Raw genomic sequence first — 17,175 nt, forward strand, 5'->3', positions numbered from 1 at the left:
GCGTTGGGCACCCCATCCTAATGATCCGGATGGGCCATGGAAAAAGCAGGCAGGTCTGCACAGGCCGCTTCAATCGCGCAAATACGGGGGCAATTGCCATAAGGCACCCCCCAGCGTTTGGCGTTGTAAAGCTGTGGGATAAGGCAAATGTCAGCCAATCCCGGTGCCGCGCCGCACGCAAAGGGCGCTTGGTGGAAACGTGCCAGAACGGTTTCAAATTCGCGCAGGCGCGGGGCAATAAAGTGATGCATCCAGTCTGTGCGTGCAGGGTCGGCCCCGCCTGTTGCGTGCATCATAACGGACATATTGCACACCGGATGCAAATCTATGGCAATGATATGTGCAAGGGCTTGAACATGGGCGCGTGGGCCTGCGCCTTGCGGCAAAAGACCCATGCTGCGGGTGCTGTCGAGGTATTCCAGAATGGCCATGGATTGTGTGAAGCGTTGCCCGTCTATGTCCAGCACAGGCACCAGCCCTTGCGGATTTCGCGCCAAGTGATCCGCCTGTCGATGGTCTTTGACCTGCAAGTCCACCGTTTCAATGTCATAGGGGATGCCCGCCAAGTTCAACGCAATGCGCACGCGGTAGCTGGCAGAGGATTTGGGATAGTCCCATAAGGTGACATCAGCCATGTTGTGTGGTCTCCGGGGCTTTGGCCTGCGCGTTGCGGTTGCCTTCATGTTTTGTCGTTTGGGTTTGGTCTGGGTGGCGCTGTCGGATGCCTCCGGCGGAGGTTTATTTCGCGAGATGAAGTCCGGATCAGGGGTGCTTCACCGCTGGCAGAATAGTGCCTGCACAATCGCCGAACCCGATTTGGTAGCCGTCGCCTTTGGCCGCCCCGCGCAATGTCAGCCTGTCCCCGTCTTCGATGAAGGTACGGGTTTCACCGGTGTCGAGTGTGAAGGGTTCGCGCCCTGCCCATGAGACTTCCATCAGTGATCCGTATTCGGATTTGTCGGGTCCCGAGATCGTGCCAGAGCCAAGCAGGTCGCCTGCGTTCATGCCGCATCCGCCAACCGCGTGGTGGCAGAGTTGTTCTGCAGCTGAGTAGTACATGCGGTTGTAGTTTGTTTTGCTCAAAGACGTGGCGGTTGCGGCCCCTTGTGGCTGCATCAGCACTTCAAGGTCAATGTTGTAGAGCCCGTCAACGGTGCTGTTGAGATAGGGCAGCAAGTCTTTTTCGCGCGGTGGTGTGGGCGTGCGAAACGGTTCCAATGCAGCTGTGGTTACGATCCACGGGCTGATGGATGTTCCAAATGCTTTACCCTGAAACGGTCCCAGCGGCTGGTATTCCCACCCCTGAATGTCACGCGCCGACCAGTCGTTGAGCAGCACGTACCCGAAGATCATGGCGTCGGCTTCGTCCACTGTGATGGGGGTACCGAATTTCGATGCCGTGCCCACGATGGCCCCCATTTCAAGTTCAATATCAAGCCGTTTGGAGGGGCCAAAGCTGGGCATTTCTGCGTCTGGCGCCTTCATTTGGCCGTTGGGGCGGTGGATGTCAGTGCCCGATACCACCACGGAAGATGCCCGCCCGTTGTAGCCGATAGGAATGTGCAGCCAGTTGGCAGGCAGATCGGGGCTGCCACGCAGGATTGCGCCCATGTTGGCGGCGTGTTGGCGACCCGCATAGAAGTCGGTGTATTCTTGAACGACAAAAGGCATGAGCATTTCGACATCGGATTGCGCCACGAGATAGGTTTCGATTTCGGGTTGGTAGGGTGAGTTTTCCGACAGCATTTCGGTCAACTTGGCCCGGAACTCGGCCCAAGTGTCTGGACCTAATTCCATAAACTCATTCCAGCATCCGATATCGAAGACGGGATCGACGTTGTACTGGAAATACTCGTGTTCGAGGTCAGTGATATTAAGGATCATATTGCCGATTGCGACGCCACAATAGGGGCCAAAGGGGGGCTGCGTATCGGACCCCGTGCTGCAAAACACGCCGTAAGGCAGGTTGTTGAGCGGAAAGGGGGTGTCGGGTGTATTGGCCGAGGGCACCCAGCTTTTCATCAATGGCATTGTCGTTCCTTTGTGTCAGGTGGGGGCGGAGCCACCCGTGTTGCGCCGCAAAGTGGCACGGTTTGAGAGGTGGGGTAAGGTGGGGCTTGGCCCACCCCTATTTTTTGCCGGGGGTGCCGTCGAATTTCTTTTCAATGTCGGCCCAGCAATCGATGTAATCGTCTTGCAGGGGGGCATCTTTGGCGGCGAAGGATGTCAGGTGCTGCGGAAAGCGGGTTTCAAACATGAACGACATGGTGTTTTCCAGTTTTTCGGCCTGCAAGTCAGCATTCGACGCACCTTCAAATGCAATCTTGTCCGGTCCATGGGGCAACATCATGTTGTGCAAAGACATGCCGCCGGGAATGAAACCCTTTGGCTTGGCATCGTAAATTCCAAAGATGTTGCCCATCAGCTCGGACATGACATTCTTGTGGTACCAAGGGGGGCGGAATGTGTCCTCTGCCACCATCCAGCGATCCCGGAACAGCACAAAATCAATGTTGGCAGTGCCTTCGACGCCAGAAGGCGCGGTCAGCACGGTGAAGATTGAGGGATCGGGGTGGTCGAACAGGATCGCGCCGACCGGACAATATGTCCGCAAGTCATATTTGCACGGCGCGTAGTTGCCATGCCATGCCACCACATCCAGCGGCGAGTGGCCGATTTTGGTCTCGTGGAACTGGCCACACCACTTGACGGTGACGGTAGAGGGCGCATCGCGGTCCTCAAATGCGGCCACAGGGGTTTTGAAGTCGCGCGGATTTGCCATGCAGTTGGCGCCGATAGGGCCACGTCCGGGCAGTTCGAATTTCTGACCGTAGTTTTCACACACGAAACCACGGCATGGGCCGTCCAGAACCTCGACACGGTACACAAGCCCGCGCGGCAGTATGGCGATTTCTTGTGGTTCGACATCGATAATACCCAGTTCCGTACAAAAGCGCATGCGCCCCTCTTGAGGAACGACAAGCATCTCGGAATCGGCAGAATAGAAATAGGCATCGACCATGCTTTGGGTGACTAGATAGACGTGGCTTGCCATGCCCACTTGAGTATTCACGTCCCCTGCGGTTGTCATGGTGCGCATGCCAGTTAACCACGTCCGAGGCTCTTTTGAATGTTCAATCGGGTCCCAGCGATACTGTCCCAGAGATATTATGTCCGGATCGACGTTGGGGGCTGATGCCCACAAGGGAAGGTCGATTTTTTGAAAGCGGTGTGTGTGTTTTACCGAAGGACGGATGCGGTAGCACCATGTCCGTTCATTCTGATGTGAGGGGGCTGTGAAGGCCGTGCCTGACAGTTGTTCACCATATAGCCCGTAGTTCACTTTCTGGGGCGAATTCATCCCTTGGGGCAACGCGTCGGGCAAGGCTTCGGTTTCAAAGTCATTCCCAAAGCCGGGCATGTAGCCTGCAGTTGTGCCTAACGGTGAGGTGGCTTGGTGCAGGCCGCTGGGGGCAAAGCTGGTGGTCATGATGAATGTCCCTGGAAATGATTGACAAGGTTTCACATCGAATATTAGTTGTTTTTGTAACTAACAAGCGCCGGGATGAATAAAATGTCAAAAAGTTCGGATGATTTGGGCTTCGATCTTGTCGACTTTATGCCTTACTTGTTGAATCAGGCGGCTGAGGCGACCAGCATAGAATTCCAGCATTTTTACAAAGCCCGCTATGGAATGTTGCGGACCGAATGGCGGATTGTGTTTCACCTTGGCCGCTACGGTGCGATGACCGCCAAGGAAATTTGTGACCGCACCAACATGCACAAGACCAAAATCAGCCGCGGTGTCGGAGCATTGGAAAGCAAGCGCTACCTAAAGCGCGAAATAGACACCTCAGACCGACGTTTGGAAGAACTTAGCCTGACACCACAAGGCGCTCAGGTGTTTGGGGAACTCAACAAAGCGGCACAAGATTTTAATGCTGATTTCGCACGGTCATTTTCACCTGAGGAAGGCATTATACTGCGTCGCTGCTTGAAGCGGATCGCGGGGCTTTAAAGGTTATATCGCCGAGAAACATCATACGCCATCTTTGCTTTACGCACCGGCAAAAGGGTCTTGCGGATAGCGCACGGCCGCCAAATACAATCCTTGTGGCGGACAGACAGGGCCGCAGGCCGCGCGGTCGCAAGCGGACAGGGCTTCGCCCACCCGCGCCGGTGCCCACGCACCCGCCCCAACACGTTCCAAAGTCCCTACAAAGCTGCGCACCTGATTGTGTAAAAATGACCTTGCACGCACATGAAAATGCACTTCGGGTCCCCAGCGTGTGTCAACGGTTTCAATGCGCAAAGCATCTAGGGTTTTTACGGGGCTTTCGGCCTGACAAATGGACGACCGGAACGTCGTGAAATCATGGTTGCCGATCAGGTGATTTGCACCGTCCTGCATCATTGCGGCGTCCAGCTGGTGACCGATTTGCCAAACAAGTCCCGCTTGATGTGTAGACGGCGCACGGCGGCACAAAATGCGAAAGAAATACTGCCGCTCCAGGGCGGAAAAACGTGCGTGCCAGTCCTCAGCCACCTGCGCACAGGCCACGATGGACACAGGTGCGGGTTTGAGATGAAAATTCAACGCCCCGGCCAAACGGTCCGGATCCCAGTCTTTGTCCATGTCGCAATGGGCCACTTGACCCAGACCGTGTACCCCTGCATCCGTACGTCCCGCTGCGGCAATGGTATGGGCGCGGGGTTCCAGTTTCGCCAATGCGCTTTCGATCGCGCCCTGCACGGAAGGGTGGTCTTTTTGGCGCTGCCATCCTGCGAAGGGGGCGCCGTGGTATTCAACTTTAAGGGCGTAACGGGGCATGCCCCGACCTAGCGCGGGGAAAAGCCTTACGCAATCCCCACTGGTAGCGGTCCCTTTGCGGCCCTATGTTGCTGTCAAAGGGCTACAGAAAGAGTGCAGGGTGGTTATCACAGCAATCGCAGACGGGATTTGGCGCGGTGTCGAGACGGTGCAGGACACCGTCAACGAAACCCTGTTCGAGCCGGTGATCCGTTTGGGCGTCACGGGTCTTGCGCGGTCGGGCAAGACGGTGTTCATCACGTCGTTGGTGGCCAATCTGCTGGACAATGGCCGCATGCCACATTTGCTGGCCGCTGCGGAAGGACGCATTGTGGCAAGCTTTTTGCAACCGCAGCCCGATGATACGGTGCCACGCTTTGCTTATGAGACATATTTGGGCGCTCTGACGTCCAAAACGCCAAGCTGGCCCGACAGCACCCGTGCCATAAGTGAATTGCGGGTCTCTTTGCGCATCAAACCCAACGGTCTGTTGGCGGGATTGCAGGGGCCGCGCACGGTTCACATTGATATTGTTGATTATCCCGGGGAATGGCTTCTGGATCTCGCGTTGCTGGATCTGAGTTATGCCCAATGGTCGGCGCAAGTGCTGGAACGGATCGAAAACCGCCCCCAAGCTGCCGCATTTCTGGCGCAGGCCCAAGCTGTAGACGCGCAAGCCAAGCTGGAAGAACCGCAGGCCCAAGGGCTGGCGACGGCCTTTGCCGCCTATCTGAATGCCGCGCGTGATGCCGGTTTTTATGACTGCACGCCGGGGCGGTTCATCTTGCCCGGTGATCTGGCGGGCAGTCCTGTGCTGACCTTTGCGCCTTTGCCGGCCACCGACGCCAGCCCGCGCAGATCGCTGATCCGCGAGATGGAGCGGCGTTTTGAGGCATATAAATCCCAAGTGGTGCGCCCGTTTTTTCGGGACCATTTCAGCCGGATTGACCGTCAAGTCGTGCTGGTGGATGCGCTGGGCGCCATCCACAACGGCCCCCAAGCGGTGGAAGACATGCGCGGGGCCATGACAGATATTTTGTCGGCGTTCCGTCCGGGGCGAAATGCGTTTCTGTCGAATTTATTGCGCGGAAAGCGGGTCGAGAAAATCCTGTTTGCAGCGACCAAAGCTGATCATTTGCACCACAGTCAGCACCCGCAATTGTCCGCAATCATGCAAGCCTTGATCCGCGATGCCCATGATCGCGCACAGTTTGCAGGGGCAAAAACCGAAGCCATGGCAATTGCATCTTTGCGGGCCACCACCGAAGACACTGTGACCCATGAGGGCGCTGATCTTGATGTTGTGCGCGGTATTTTGGAAAGCACAGGCAAGGCGGCGGCCTTCTATCCGGGGGCTTTGCCGAATGATCCCAACCATCTTCTTGGCCCTGCACGTGCTGGTGCAGAGGCGTGGCTGGATCAGGATTACCAAGTGATGCGTTTTGCGCCTGCGCCCTTGACGTTGCGCCCCGGCGACGGGCCGCCGCATCTGCGACTGGACCGCGCCGCGCAATTCCTGATCGGAGACAAATTGTGACCCTTCATCTGCGCAAGGCGCGATCCACTGACGCAGGTGCCGTGGGTGCCATCTTGTCCCAGTTCATTGATGAAACCCCTTGGATGCCGCGCCTATATACACGGGCTGAGGATTTGGCACATGCAGGGCGCATGATCGCGAATGAGTGGGTGACGGTGGCTGAAGATACGCAAGGTGTGCAAGGTTTTGTGGCCCGTGATGGGTGCGAAATCCATTCCCTTTACATTGCGACATCGGCGCACCGGCAGGGCATTGGCACCTGTCTGTTAGACAGGGAAAAGGCGCACTGTGACGTTTTGTATTTGTGGACGTTCCAGAACAATCCGGGGGCCCAAAGCTTTTACAAAGCGGCAGGGTTTACAGAAATCGAACGCACAGATGGGGCAGGCAACGACGAAGGTTTGCCCGACATCCGTTTGAAATGGACAAGAAAGGGCATGTAATGGCCAAAGGACCTGTTCTGATTGATCTTGAACCTGAGGACGCCGCACACCTAGATGTGGCAGCGGCCCCGCCTGTGCCGGATTTGGACGGGGCAGCGCCCAAAGGCCAAGCGATGCAAGTGGCCGCAAAGATCGCATCGGGCAAACCGTCACGGCTGGCGCGATTGTTTTGGTTTGTGACACTGGCTTTGCTGGGTGGCATCGTATCGTTGTCTGCGTGGAACTTTGTGACGGATGTGATGGCAACGTACCCGTTGCTTGGGCTTGTATTTTCAGGGTTGATGGCGCTGTTTGTGATCCTGCTTTTGCTGATGGCGGTGCGCGAACTTGCGGCTTTGGGTCGTTTGACCCGCATTGACGGGTTGCGGCATGCGACGCTGGAAGCACGCGAAAACAATGACTTGAAAGCGGCCCGTGCTACATCCGACCGTGTTTTGGCGCTGTACAAAGGGCGCGAAGACACGCGGTGGGGCAGGGAACGGGTGGCACAGTTGCAAGGCGATCAACTTGATGCGTCGGGGCTGCTGGATCTTACAGAACGCGAAGTGCTGGCATCTTTGGATACCGCTGCAGCACGCGAGGTGCAGGCCGCCGCGCGCCAAGTGGCGACCGTGACAGCGCTTGTGCCATTGGCGCTGGCGGATGTTGTGGCAGCCCTTATGGCAAATCTGCGCATGATCCGCCGCGTGGCGGAAGTTTACGGCGGGCGCTCTGGGCTGTTTGGCAGTTGGCGTTTGACCCGTGCGGTGATGACACATTTGGTGGCGACAGGGGCCGTGGCTGTGGGCGACGACATGCTTGAGCCGATCTTGGGCGGATCCATCTTGGGTAAGCTGTCGCGACGGTTTGGCGAAGGCTTGGTCAATGGTGCGCTGACCGCCCGCGTCGGTGTTGCGGCCATGGAAGTCTGCCGCCCGATGGCATTCAATGCATTGGATCGCCCCAAGGCACGTGTGCTTGTCAAACAGGCGCTTGCAGGGCTGTTTAACAACGAAACCTGAAATCCAAGCCCGCGGGGGGGTGTGCAAAAGGTCTGGAATTTCAGACTGTTCGCTGCCGTCGCTTCACGTTAACCTTGGTGACGGGATGATTGCGTGGAGTGTGCACCTTGGAAGGTTTGTTGATTTTGCTCGGGTTGTTGGTTTTGGCCATCCCGATTGCGGTTTTGTATCTTTTGGTCAGCCATTCAGGTTTGAAATCCCAAGTCGTTGAACTGCGCCGCGAAATAGCGGTGCTGCGCCGCACAGGTTTGCCTGTGGCTTCCATCGAAGATGTGGCGCCGCGTGTTGATCCCGTTGTGTCAAAAGCCCCCGATGGCGAAGCGGACAGGGCTTCGGAACCGGACCTTACAGATGGGCAAGACGCTACAGATGTGGAACCTGTTGCGGCTGATGATGCGGATACGCCTGACCTTGCAACACCTTCGGTATCCGATCAACCGGCAGAGCCGGCGTTGGAAGATTTGCCGCCCGCAGCCCGAGTGATTGCAGCCCGCAATGCTGCCCGCGCAGAACAGGTGTCCAAAGACACCCCGATGCCGTCCAACGCGTCCAATGCCAGCCAAAAGCCCCCGACACGGCCACAGTCGCCACAGCCGTTGCACCCGACAGAACCCCCGGTGTTTGATCGTTTTTTGGGATGGATCGTCGAAAATTGGTTTTACGCGGTTTCGGCCTTGTCGCTGGCATTGGCCGGTTTGTTTTTGGTGCAATACGGCATGGAAAACGGGTTGTTGCCCCCTGCCGCAAGGGTCGCTGCGGCTTTGGCGTTTGGGGCTGCATTGATCGGGGCAGGGGAATTTATCCGCCGCCGCTTTGGCGAAGCAGAGGACAGCACAACGGCCTATCTTCCGTCGGTGTTTTCCGGCGCGGGTATCGTGTCGTTGTTCGGGGGCGTATTGTCGGCGCGTATGCTATACGGCCTGATTGGCCCCGAAATGAGCCTGTTGGGCATGGTTGTCGTGGCTTGCGTCGCATTGGTGTTGGGGTGGTTTCATGGCCCGCTTTTGGCGGCAGTTGGCATTATCGGCGCGTTTTCTGCCCCTGTGGTGTTGGGCGGGTCCAATTCGGATGCCAGCGCCCTGTATGTATACTTCGGGATTGTCACAATTGTGGGCTTGGGCGTTGATACGCTGCGCCGATGGGCGTGGGTATCGGTTCTGACGGTTGTATTGGCGTTCCTGGTCGGGTGGGCGCTGTTCTTATCGGACAGTGGTTTGATTTTGGCGTTTCAACTGTATCTGGTTTTGTTGGCTGTCGCCGCAACCGCAATTCCCGCAAGGTCGCTGTTTCCCGATCATGGCGGCCTGATGGTAAGTGCTTTTGTCGCCAAGCCGCACAAAGACGTGCGGCCTATTTTCCCCACGCTTCTGGCGGTGTCTGTTTTGGGCGTTGCTGCTTGGTCGTTGGTGCCTTTGGCGTTGGACAGTGAAAGCGCGTTCTGGCTTTCTGCCGTCGCTTTGGCCGGTCTTACAGCGCTGTTTGTGGTGTGGTCCTTGCGCGCCCCCGCCTTGCAGGACGCCGCTGCCTTGCAGTTCGCGGCTTTTGCGGCTGTTGTTGTGATGCAGGGCGATTACCAAGACGCCTACCGCGCCTTTGCGGCGGCGGGCAATGCCGGACCGGAAACCCCCTTTCCGATGAGCGTGACCGTATTGGTGGCGATTGCCGGGCTTTTGTCGGCTTTGGCTGCGTGGCGCAGTCTAAGCCGTGGGGATCACGGCGCAATATGGGCGGCGGCGGCTGCATTGGCGGCCCCTGTGATTGCTGTGTTGATTGAAATGACCTGGCGTCCGGCCGTGGTGATCGGCGCTTATCCTTGGGCTTTACATGGCGCGGCTTTGGCGGTGCTGATGCTGTTCTGGGCCGAGCGGTTTGCGCGGATCGATGGCTCGCAAAACCGGTTGCGCATGTCCTTTTTCGTGTTGTCGATGTTGTCATGTATCAGCTTTGCGCTGGTTATGATTTTCTCGGAAGCGGCTTTGACGGCGGCCCTTGCTGTGACAGTCGTTGCTGCGGCTGCGATGGACAGGAAGTATGACCTGAAACCGATGTCTTATTATATCGCTGCAGGCGTTGTGACGGTCGGCTACCGTTTGGTCGCGGATCCGGGTCTTGGTTGGGCCATCGACGCGCCTTTGGGGGCTATGTTGCTGTCCCATGGTGGCGCTGTTGTGGCGCTTGCAGCCAGTCTTTACCTGATGCGTGGCTTGGCCTATCGCATTACTGCAAAAGTGATGTTGGACAGCGCCTTGTGGTCGACAGGCGGCATTTTCGTGTCTGTGGTGTTGTTCCGTTTACTTGAAGCCATTGCGGGCAGTGACGGATCGGAAAGCCATTGGGGCATCGGTTTGTATGTCACAATCTGGTTTGGCATCGCGTTGGCGCAGGCCCAACGCTTGCAACTGCAAAGCCATCGCTGGCTGTGGATGATGCGCGTCGTTTTGGGCGGGGCGTTTGCAGCTTTGGGGGCTGTGTCGCTGTTTGCCATTATTGGTCCATTGTCTCCTTTGTTTGATCGTGGTGCCCCCGAGGTCATTGGGTTGCCGATCTTCAATTCGCTGATCATCGGGTATTTGTTGCCTGCAGCGGTACTGGCGCTTGGCGCTTGGCGCATTCCTACGTTGCCTGCGCAATTGGTGCTGGCCATGAAAGCGGTAGCCGCGGGTTTGATTTTGTACTGGGTGTTTTGCGTCATTCGCGATTTCTGGCAGGGCGATCAAGGCCTGTATCTGGGCCGCGGCATGTCACAACCGGAGCTGTACAGCTACACCATCGCGCTTTTGGTGGCCGGGGCGGCATTGTTCTATAATTCACTGGCCCGCAATTCGGCTGTGATGCGCAAAGCGGGTCTGGGTGTCATTGCGGCGGCGGTCGCAAAGGTGTTTTTGGTTGATATCTCGGGACTGGATGGGTTGACCCGCGTGTTTTCGCTGTTGGTGCTTGGTCTGTCTTTGGCCGGTCTGGCGTGGCTGAACAAATGGGCGAAAACGAAAGCGTCACAGGCCGCAGACCCCAAGCGCCCTTCTGATCCGCCCATCTGATTTGTTGTAAAATGCCTGCGCTTTCGCGCAGACGTTATGTTTTGCGCACAGTGTGCGCCCTACGAGGCGCTGCCTCGCGCTCCGGGATATTTGGGGCGAAAAGAAGGGGGCGGGGAAGAACTCTGGGCTTGTGAGCCTTGTTTGCGCTGCTTATACAGCGCCTATGTTTGGTCAAATGATCATTATGCGAATTATATCCCCGGCGCTCTGAACCATGAGACGCCGGGCCTTAGGTGCTTGAGCCATCGCACCGTTCCCCATCCTTGACATTCCCTGATCCGAAGGACGCCTGATATGTGCGCCGACACCCCCGAATATAAACAAACCCTGAACCTGCCCAAGACTGATTTCCCCATGCGTGCAGGTCTGCCCAAACGCGAACCTGAATGGCTGACACGTTGGGCCGATATTGGGGTTTATGATCGCTTGCGTGAAAAGGGTGGTCGCAAACCTTTCACCCTGCATGATGGCCCCCCCTATGCGAATGGCCACTTGCACATCGGTCATGCGCTGAACAAAACCATCAAGGACATGATCGTCCGTTCCCACCAGATGATGGGCTTTGATGCGCGTTACATCCCCGGTTGGGATTGTCACGGTCTGCCCATCGAGTGGAAGATCGAAGAACAATACCGCAAGAAGGGCAAGAACAAGGATGCGGTGCCGATCAACGAATTTCGCGGTGAATGCCGTAAGTTTGCGGCAGGTTGGGTTGATATCCAACGCGAGGAATTTAAGCGTTTGGGCATCACCGGCAATTGGGAAAACCCCTATCTGACCATGGATTTCCACGCCGAACGCGTGATCGCCGAAGAGTTCATGAAGTTCCTGATGAATGGCACGCTTTATCAGGGCTCCAAGCCTGTGATGTGGTCGCCGATGGAGCAGACGGCTCTGGCTGAGGCCGAGGTTGAGTATCACGACAAGGACAGTTTCACGATCTGGGTGAAGTTTGATGTTGTGGGTGGCGGTGAGTTGGAAGGCGCAAAGGTGGTGATCTGGACCACGACCCCCTGGACCATGCCGTCCAACAAGGCTGTCGTCTATGGTGCAGGCATGTCCTATGGCCTTTATGAGGTGACCGAAACGCCTGATGAATGCTGGGCCTCTGTCGGGGATCGCTATCTGTTGGCCGACAATCAGGCGGCGGATGTTTTTGGGCGTGCGCGTCTGGAAGACGGGCAATGGACCCGCGTCCGCGATGTGGATGTCGCCGAGTTTGAGGGCGTTTCGCTCAAGCACCCGCTGCATGGCGCTGAAGGTGGCAACGGCGAATGGGACGATCTGCGTGATTTCCGCGCCGCCGAGTTTGTCACCGACACTGAAGGCACAGGTTTTGTGCATTGTGCGCCCTCCCACGGGATGGAGGAATATGAGCTGTATCGCGATCTGAACATGTTGTCTCAGGTCATCACCTACAACGTTAAGGACGATGGTGGTTTCCGCGATGATCTGCCGTTCTTTGGGGGCAAATACATCCTGTCCCGCAAAGGCGGTGAAGGGGATGCCAACAAAGCGGTGATCGACAAGTTGGTTGAGGTTGGCGGCTTGCTCGCGCGGGGCAAGATCAAGCACAGCTATCCGCATTCGTGGCGGTCGAAAGCGCCTGTTATCTACCGCAACACGCCGCAGTGGTTTGCGGCGATTGATAAGCCTGTGGGCGACGGCTTGGACATGCATGGCACCACCATCCGCGAACGTGCGCTGACCGAGATCGACAATGTGAACTGGACGCCGAAAGCGGGCCGCAACCGCTTGCATTCGATGATGGAAGCGCGGCCTGACTGGGTTCTGTCGCGCCAACGCGCCTGGGGTGTGCCGCTGACCTGTTTCACCAAGAAAGGCGCGCTGCCGACGGCGGATGATTTTCTGTTGCGCAACGCCGACGTGAATGCCCGCATTGCGGAGGCCTTTGAAGTTGAAGGCGCCGATGCGTGGTATGCCGAAGGCGCGAAAGAGCGCTTTCTGGGCGGTCTTGTGGATGTGGATGGCTACGAGCAAGTCACGGATATTCTTGACGTTTGGTTCGATTCCGGATCAACCCATGCCTTCACCCTTCGTGATCGTGAAGATGGCACCGAAGACGGCATTGCAGATGTGTATATGGAAGGCACCGACCAACACCGTGGCTGGTTCCATTCGTCACTTTTGCAATCTGTGGGCACCACGGGGCGGGCACCTTACCGCAATGTTGTGACGCATGGATTTACCTTGGATTCCAAGGGTTTGAAGATGTCCAAATCCATCGGCAACACCATCGTCCCCGAGGAAGTTGTCAAACAATACGGTGCGGATATCCTGCGTCTTTGGGTGGCGCAGACCGATTATACCGCGGATCAGCGGATCGGGCCTGAAATCCTGAAAGGTGTGGCAGACAGCTATCGCCGCTTGCGCAACACCATGCGCTATATGCTGGGATCGTTGAACGATTTCACGGAAAGCGACCGTGTGGATCCTGCCGATATGCCGGAGCTAGAGCAGTGGGTGTTGCACCGTTTGTCCGAGTTGGACGAGGTTGTGCGTACTGGCTATGCAGCGTTTGATTTCCAGCGCGTGTTCTCGGCGGTGTTTACCTTTGCCACCGTAGACTTGTCGGCGTTTTATTTCGACGTGCGTAAGGATGCGCTTTATTGTGATGGCGACACCGTGCAGCGCCGCGCGGCACTGACTGTTCTGGACATTCTGTTTCACCGGCTGACCGCTTGGTTGGCGCCTGTGTTGGTGTTCACCATGGAAGAGGTCTGGTTGGAACGGTATCCCGGCGCAGACAGTTCCGTGCATTTGACCGATATGCCCGAAACCCCCGAGGGGTGGCGCAATGAAGCTTTGGCTCAGAAATGGTCTGGAATTCGATCCGCGCGCCGTGTTGTGACGGCAGCGTTGGAGGTGCAGCGCACCGAGAAGGTGATTGGTGCGTCGTTGGAGGCGGGACCAACTGTGTTCGTTGCGGATGATGCGCTGCGTGCAGCTTTGCAGGCGGAACGCTTTGATGACATCTGCATCACATCTTCAATCGAGGTGACGGACGGTGCGGCCCCCGAGGGTGCGTTTACCTTGCCCGACGTAGACGGTGTGTCTGTCGTGTTTGCCAAAGCGGAAGGCCAGAAATGTGCACGGTGCTGGAAGGTGTTGCCGGATGTCGGCAGCTTCACGCATGAGGCTGTGTGCGGGCGGTGTTCGGACGCATTGAGCTAAAGCGCAAACGCTGCTTTGCTCAGCCGTCTAGCAAGACTATTGTTGGCAATACAGGTTCGTCGCGCCATTGTAGAAGGTGATATTCACCTCACAGTGGCGCGTCTGACTGCCCAGACTGAACCCGCCGGAAAAGCGTTTGACGGGGTTGTCGCCAAGATCATCAACTTCTGCCGTATAGCTGTATTTGTAGTTGCCGCTAATGCAATTGCTGCCGTTGGCATAGAGAAAGGCCTGCGATCCGGACACGCTGACAGTCACATACCAAGGGGCTGACACTTGCAAATCATGGACGCTTTCCAACCGGCTTGCGATGTTGAAATAAATTTCTGCCTGTTGGCGACAAGCAGGTTTGCGCGGCTGTGGCGCAGGTGTGCGCGATGAGGTTCCGGCCAATTGCGACGCGTAGTTCCGAACGCCGCTGACGGACCAGCGCTTTTTCTGTGCAGCACATCCCAAAGCGGATTCGCGGCTTTTGATGCGGGCAACGCGGGATTTGTTTGAACTGCCAATGTTCGGGTTTTTGGTGAAACAGCCAGAGTTGCCAAAAACGCCTTGGCCCAATGCAGATCCAAAGCAGTACCCGGCGTTTTTGAAAATTGCATTTCGTTCAAGCCAAAGGGCCATGCATTCATTGGCCTTGGCAGGGACGGCGGATGCGGCGGAAGCAATAAGAACACTGACAAAAAGCGGTTTGAAAAAAGACATCGAACACCCGAAACTGACTATATTTCGCTGAGCGTAAAAATCTATCTCGTCAAATGCAATGATTTCGTTTGGGTCTTTAAGGTGAGGTACTGTTTCAACCTTAGCATATGGCAAGCCGCATGATGCGCTGTGGTCCGGCGTCGCCGTGGGGCCATGTGTTGCCGGTATCAGTAAATCCACCCTTGATGTAGCTGCGAATGGCGGCCGGGTTGATCATATTTACCGTCAGCCACAACATCTTGGCGTTTGGATAGTGGGCGTTCAGGTAGGCGGGTAGGGCGCCGCAAGCGGCGGCGCCTAACCCTTTGCCCTGGTGGTGCAGGTCAATAAGAAATGCGCGCAGGCCAACATCGCTGGGGCCTGCAAACGGGTAGTTCTTGTGGTAACCGCGGTCGATCTTGAAAAAGCCTACGGTGTCTGTGTCCACAGCGATGGCATGGAAATCGACCAGTGGTTCGGCTGCCGCGAAGGCCTCATGCACTGTGCCAGAAAATCGAATTTGGTCGGGGGCCACGCGCAGATGGGCGACGCGTGGCAGGTCATTGGACGTCAGAGGATAGAGGGTGACGTTCACTCTTCCATGGCTTCCAATTCGTCAATGAAGCCCGAGATCATCGACAGGCCTTTGTCCCAGAATTTCGGGTCTGAGGCATCAAGCCCGAAGGGGGCCAGTAGGTCCTTGTGGTGTTTGGATCCGCCTGCTTTGAGCATGTCGAAGTATTTGTCTTCAAACCCTGCGTCGCCCTCAGCGTAGACTGCATAAAGCGCGTTCACCAAGCCGTCTCCGAAGGCGTAGGCGTAGACGTAGAAAGGCGAGTGGACGAAGTGCGGGATATAGGCCCAGAAGGTTTCATAGCCGTCCATGAATTCGAAGGCTGGTCCAAGGCTTTCGCCTTGCACGGACATCCAGATGTCATTGATATTTTCCGGCGTTAGTTCACCCTGCGCACGCGCCGCGTGCAGTTTGCATTCAAAGTCGTAGAAGGCGATCTGGCGCACAACGGTGTTGATCATGTCCTCGACTTTGCCAGCCAGCAGAACTTTGCGTTCAGACGTGGTTTTGGCATTGTCGAGCATGGTGCGGAAGGTCAGCATTTCGCCAAAAACAGACGCGGTTTCGGCCAACGTCAGAGGGGTCGAGGACAGCATTTCGCCTTGCCCCGCTGCCAGCACCTGATGCACGCCGTGGCCCAATTCGTGGGCCAGTGTCATCACATCGCGTGGCTTGCCCAGATAGTTAAGCATCACATAAGGGTGCACGTCTGTGACGGTCGGGTGGGCGAAAGCCCCGGGCGCTTTGCCGGGTTTCACACCCGCGTCGATCCACCCTTTGGAAAAGAAGGGTTCCGCGATTTCACCCATACGCGGATCAAAAGCGTTGTAGGCGTCCATCACCATGGTTTCGGCCTGCGCCCAGTCCACGACACGGGTGTCTTCCATCGGTAGGGGGGCGTTGCGGTCCCAGACCTGCATTTTGTCCAGCCCCAGCCATTTGCGTTTCAGCTCATAGTAGCGATGGCTGAGTTTGGGGTAGGCGTTGACCACTGCGTTGCGCAGGGCCTCGACAACTTCGGGTTCGACGTGGTTGCTGAGGTGCCGTCCGGTTTGGGCCGTCTCCATGCCGCGCCAGCGGTCGATGATTTCCTTTTCCTTGGCCTGTGTGTTGTGCACACGCGCAAAGGTTTTGATGTTCTTGCCAAAGACAGCAGCCAATTCGCGGCTGGCCGCCTCGCGGGTGGTGCGGTCGGGGTCGGTCAGCAGGTTTAGCGTGCCTTCGATGTTCAGCGCGTCACCGTTGACCTCGAATTCAAGCCCAGCAATGGTTTCGTCGAACAGCCGTTCCCATGCGTCCCCGACCACGCCGAGGTCGTGCATGAACTTTTCCAGCTCGTCTGAAAGCTGGTATTTCTTCATGGCCCTGATGCGGTCAAAGACAGGTTTGTAGCGGGCGAGGTCCGCGTTTTCAGCGAGCAACCCTTCCATATGGCTGTCGTCCAAGCGGTTCAGTTCCAGCGTGAAAAAGACCAGCGGCGTGGTGTAATTGGTTATTTTTTCCTGCGCGTCAGACATGAATTTTGCGCGACCCGCGTCTGTGGTCAGCTGGTAGTAGCGCAAGCCAGCGTAAGACATGATCCGGCCTGCGACCTGATTGATCTTTTCGTTGCGCAGCACGCAGTCCAGCAAGCCAGCGGCGTCGAGTGTGTCTAATTTGCCTTCATAGTCTGTGGCGAATGAGGCACATGCCTGTTCCAGCCAGTCCAGATCACGCTTCAACTCGGGCGCATCTTCGCCGGTGTAAAGGTCATCAAGGTTCCATTCGGGCAAATTGCCCAGCGGTTCGCCCCCGGTGTCGGCATGTGCATCGCGAACGGGGAAGGGCAGTTGGAACATTGAAGGAAACCTTTCTTTTGGGCCGGCATCTGCGTGTACGAGCTGCCGGTTTTTT

The 17,175-nt window shown here is 56.9% G+C and carries 13 protein-coding genes; 6 read left to right on the top strand and 7 right to left on the bottom strand.

The genetic code is table 11. The features are described 5' to 3' along the window. Positions 1–17: 17 nt before the first annotated feature. The 3 genes from maiA to hmgA form a co-directional block, all read right to left on the bottom strand. On the bottom strand, positions 18–635 hold the full coding sequence (gene maiA / locus ASD8599_RS06850) for a maleylacetoacetate isomerase (protein WP_108827841.1): 618 nt from the start codon (positions 633–635) through the stop codon (positions 18–20). A gap of 127 nt (positions 636–762) precedes the next feature. Then, positions 763–2,031, bottom strand: coding sequence for a fumarylacetoacetase (gene fahA / locus ASD8599_RS06855; protein ID WP_108827842.1), 1,269 nt, complete (start codon positions 2,029–2,031; stop codon positions 763–765). Positions 2,032–2,128: 97 nt separating this feature from the next. Continuing rightward, a complete protein-coding gene (gene hmgA / locus ASD8599_RS06860; protein WP_108827843.1) occupies positions 2,129–3,490 on the bottom strand; it encodes a homogentisate 1,2-dioxygenase in 1,362 nt (453 codons plus the stop codon). An 84-nt stretch (positions 3,491–3,574) separates the two neighbouring features. Between hmgA and ASD8599_RS06865 the strand changes: the two genes are divergently transcribed. Next, positions 3,575–4,018 carry a MarR family winged helix-turn-helix transcriptional regulator gene (locus ASD8599_RS06865; RefSeq protein ID WP_108830045.1) on the top strand — a complete coding sequence of 148 codons (444 nt, stop codon included), beginning with the start codon at positions 3,575–3,577 and terminating at the stop codon, positions 4,016–4,018. A 39-nt stretch (positions 4,019–4,057) separates the two neighbouring features. Here ASD8599_RS06865 and truA read toward each other — a convergent pair whose 3' ends face one another. Continuing rightward, positions 4,058–4,831, bottom strand: coding sequence for a tRNA pseudouridine(38-40) synthase TruA (gene truA, locus ASD8599_RS06870; RefSeq protein WP_108827844.1), 774 nt, complete (start codon positions 4,829–4,831; stop codon positions 4,058–4,060). A gap of 100 nt (positions 4,832–4,931) precedes the next feature. On the opposite strand from truA, the gene ASD8599_RS06875 reads away from it, so the two are divergent. The 5 genes from ASD8599_RS06875 to ileS all read left to right on the top strand — a co-directional run bounded on the left by ASD8599_RS06875 (position 4,932) and on the right by ileS (position 14,024). Further along, on the top strand, positions 4,932–6,347 hold the full coding sequence (locus ASD8599_RS06875) for a YcjX family GTP-binding protein (RefSeq protein ID WP_108827845.1): 1,416 nt from the start codon (positions 4,932–4,934) through the stop codon (positions 6,345–6,347). Beyond that, on the top strand, positions 6,344–6,790 hold the full coding sequence (locus ASD8599_RS06880; RefSeq protein WP_108827846.1) for a GNAT family N-acetyltransferase: 447 nt from the start codon (positions 6,344–6,346) through the stop codon (positions 6,788–6,790). Before ASD8599_RS06875 ends, ASD8599_RS06880 begins: the two co-directional genes overlap by 4 nt. Then, positions 6,790–7,791 (top strand): YcjF family protein, encoded by a 1,002-nt coding sequence (locus tag ASD8599_RS06885; protein WP_108827847.1) that lies wholly within the window; start codon positions 6,790–6,792, stop codon positions 7,789–7,791. Before ASD8599_RS06880 ends, ASD8599_RS06885 begins: the two co-directional genes overlap by 1 nt. A 107-nt stretch (positions 7,792–7,898) precedes the next feature. Beyond that, positions 7,899–10,829 carry a DUF2339 domain-containing protein gene (locus ASD8599_RS06890; protein ID WP_146188195.1) on the top strand — a complete coding sequence of 977 codons (2,931 nt, stop codon included), beginning with the start codon at positions 7,899–7,901 and terminating at the stop codon, positions 10,827–10,829. A 294-nt stretch (positions 10,830–11,123) separates the two neighbouring features. Continuing rightward, complete coding sequence (ileS, locus tag ASD8599_RS06895; RefSeq protein ID WP_108827849.1) at positions 11,124–14,024, top strand: isoleucine--tRNA ligase; 2,901 nt, start codon at positions 11,124–11,126, stop codon at positions 14,022–14,024. Positions 14,025–14,060: 36 nt separating this feature from the next. Here the strand turns inward: ileS and ASD8599_RS06900 are convergent, their stop codons facing one another. The 3 genes from ASD8599_RS06900 to ASD8599_RS06910 form a co-directional block, all read right to left on the bottom strand. Further along, positions 14,061–14,729 carry a YARHG domain-containing protein gene (locus ASD8599_RS06900; RefSeq protein WP_108827850.1) on the bottom strand — a complete coding sequence of 223 codons (669 nt, stop codon included), beginning with the start codon at positions 14,727–14,729 and terminating at the stop codon, positions 14,061–14,063. A 100-nt stretch (positions 14,730–14,829) separates the two neighbouring features. Continuing rightward, the gene (locus tag ASD8599_RS06905; RefSeq protein ID WP_108827851.1) at positions 14,830–15,303 is read right to left on the bottom strand and encodes a GNAT family N-acetyltransferase; all 474 of its coding nucleotides are present in this window, start codon (positions 15,301–15,303) and stop codon (positions 14,830–14,832) included. Beyond that, entirely contained in the window at positions 15,300–17,120 is a 1,821-nt protein-coding gene (locus ASD8599_RS06910) for a M3 family oligoendopeptidase (protein WP_108827852.1), read from the bottom strand. Before ASD8599_RS06910 ends, ASD8599_RS06905 begins: the two co-directional genes overlap by 4 nt. Between the last annotated feature and the right edge of the window lie 55 nt (positions 17,121–17,175).

It is taken from the genome of Ascidiaceihabitans donghaensis (genome assembly GCF_900302465.1).
Lineage (GTDB): Bacteria > Pseudomonadota > Alphaproteobacteria > Rhodobacterales > Rhodobacteraceae > Ascidiaceihabitans > Ascidiaceihabitans donghaensis.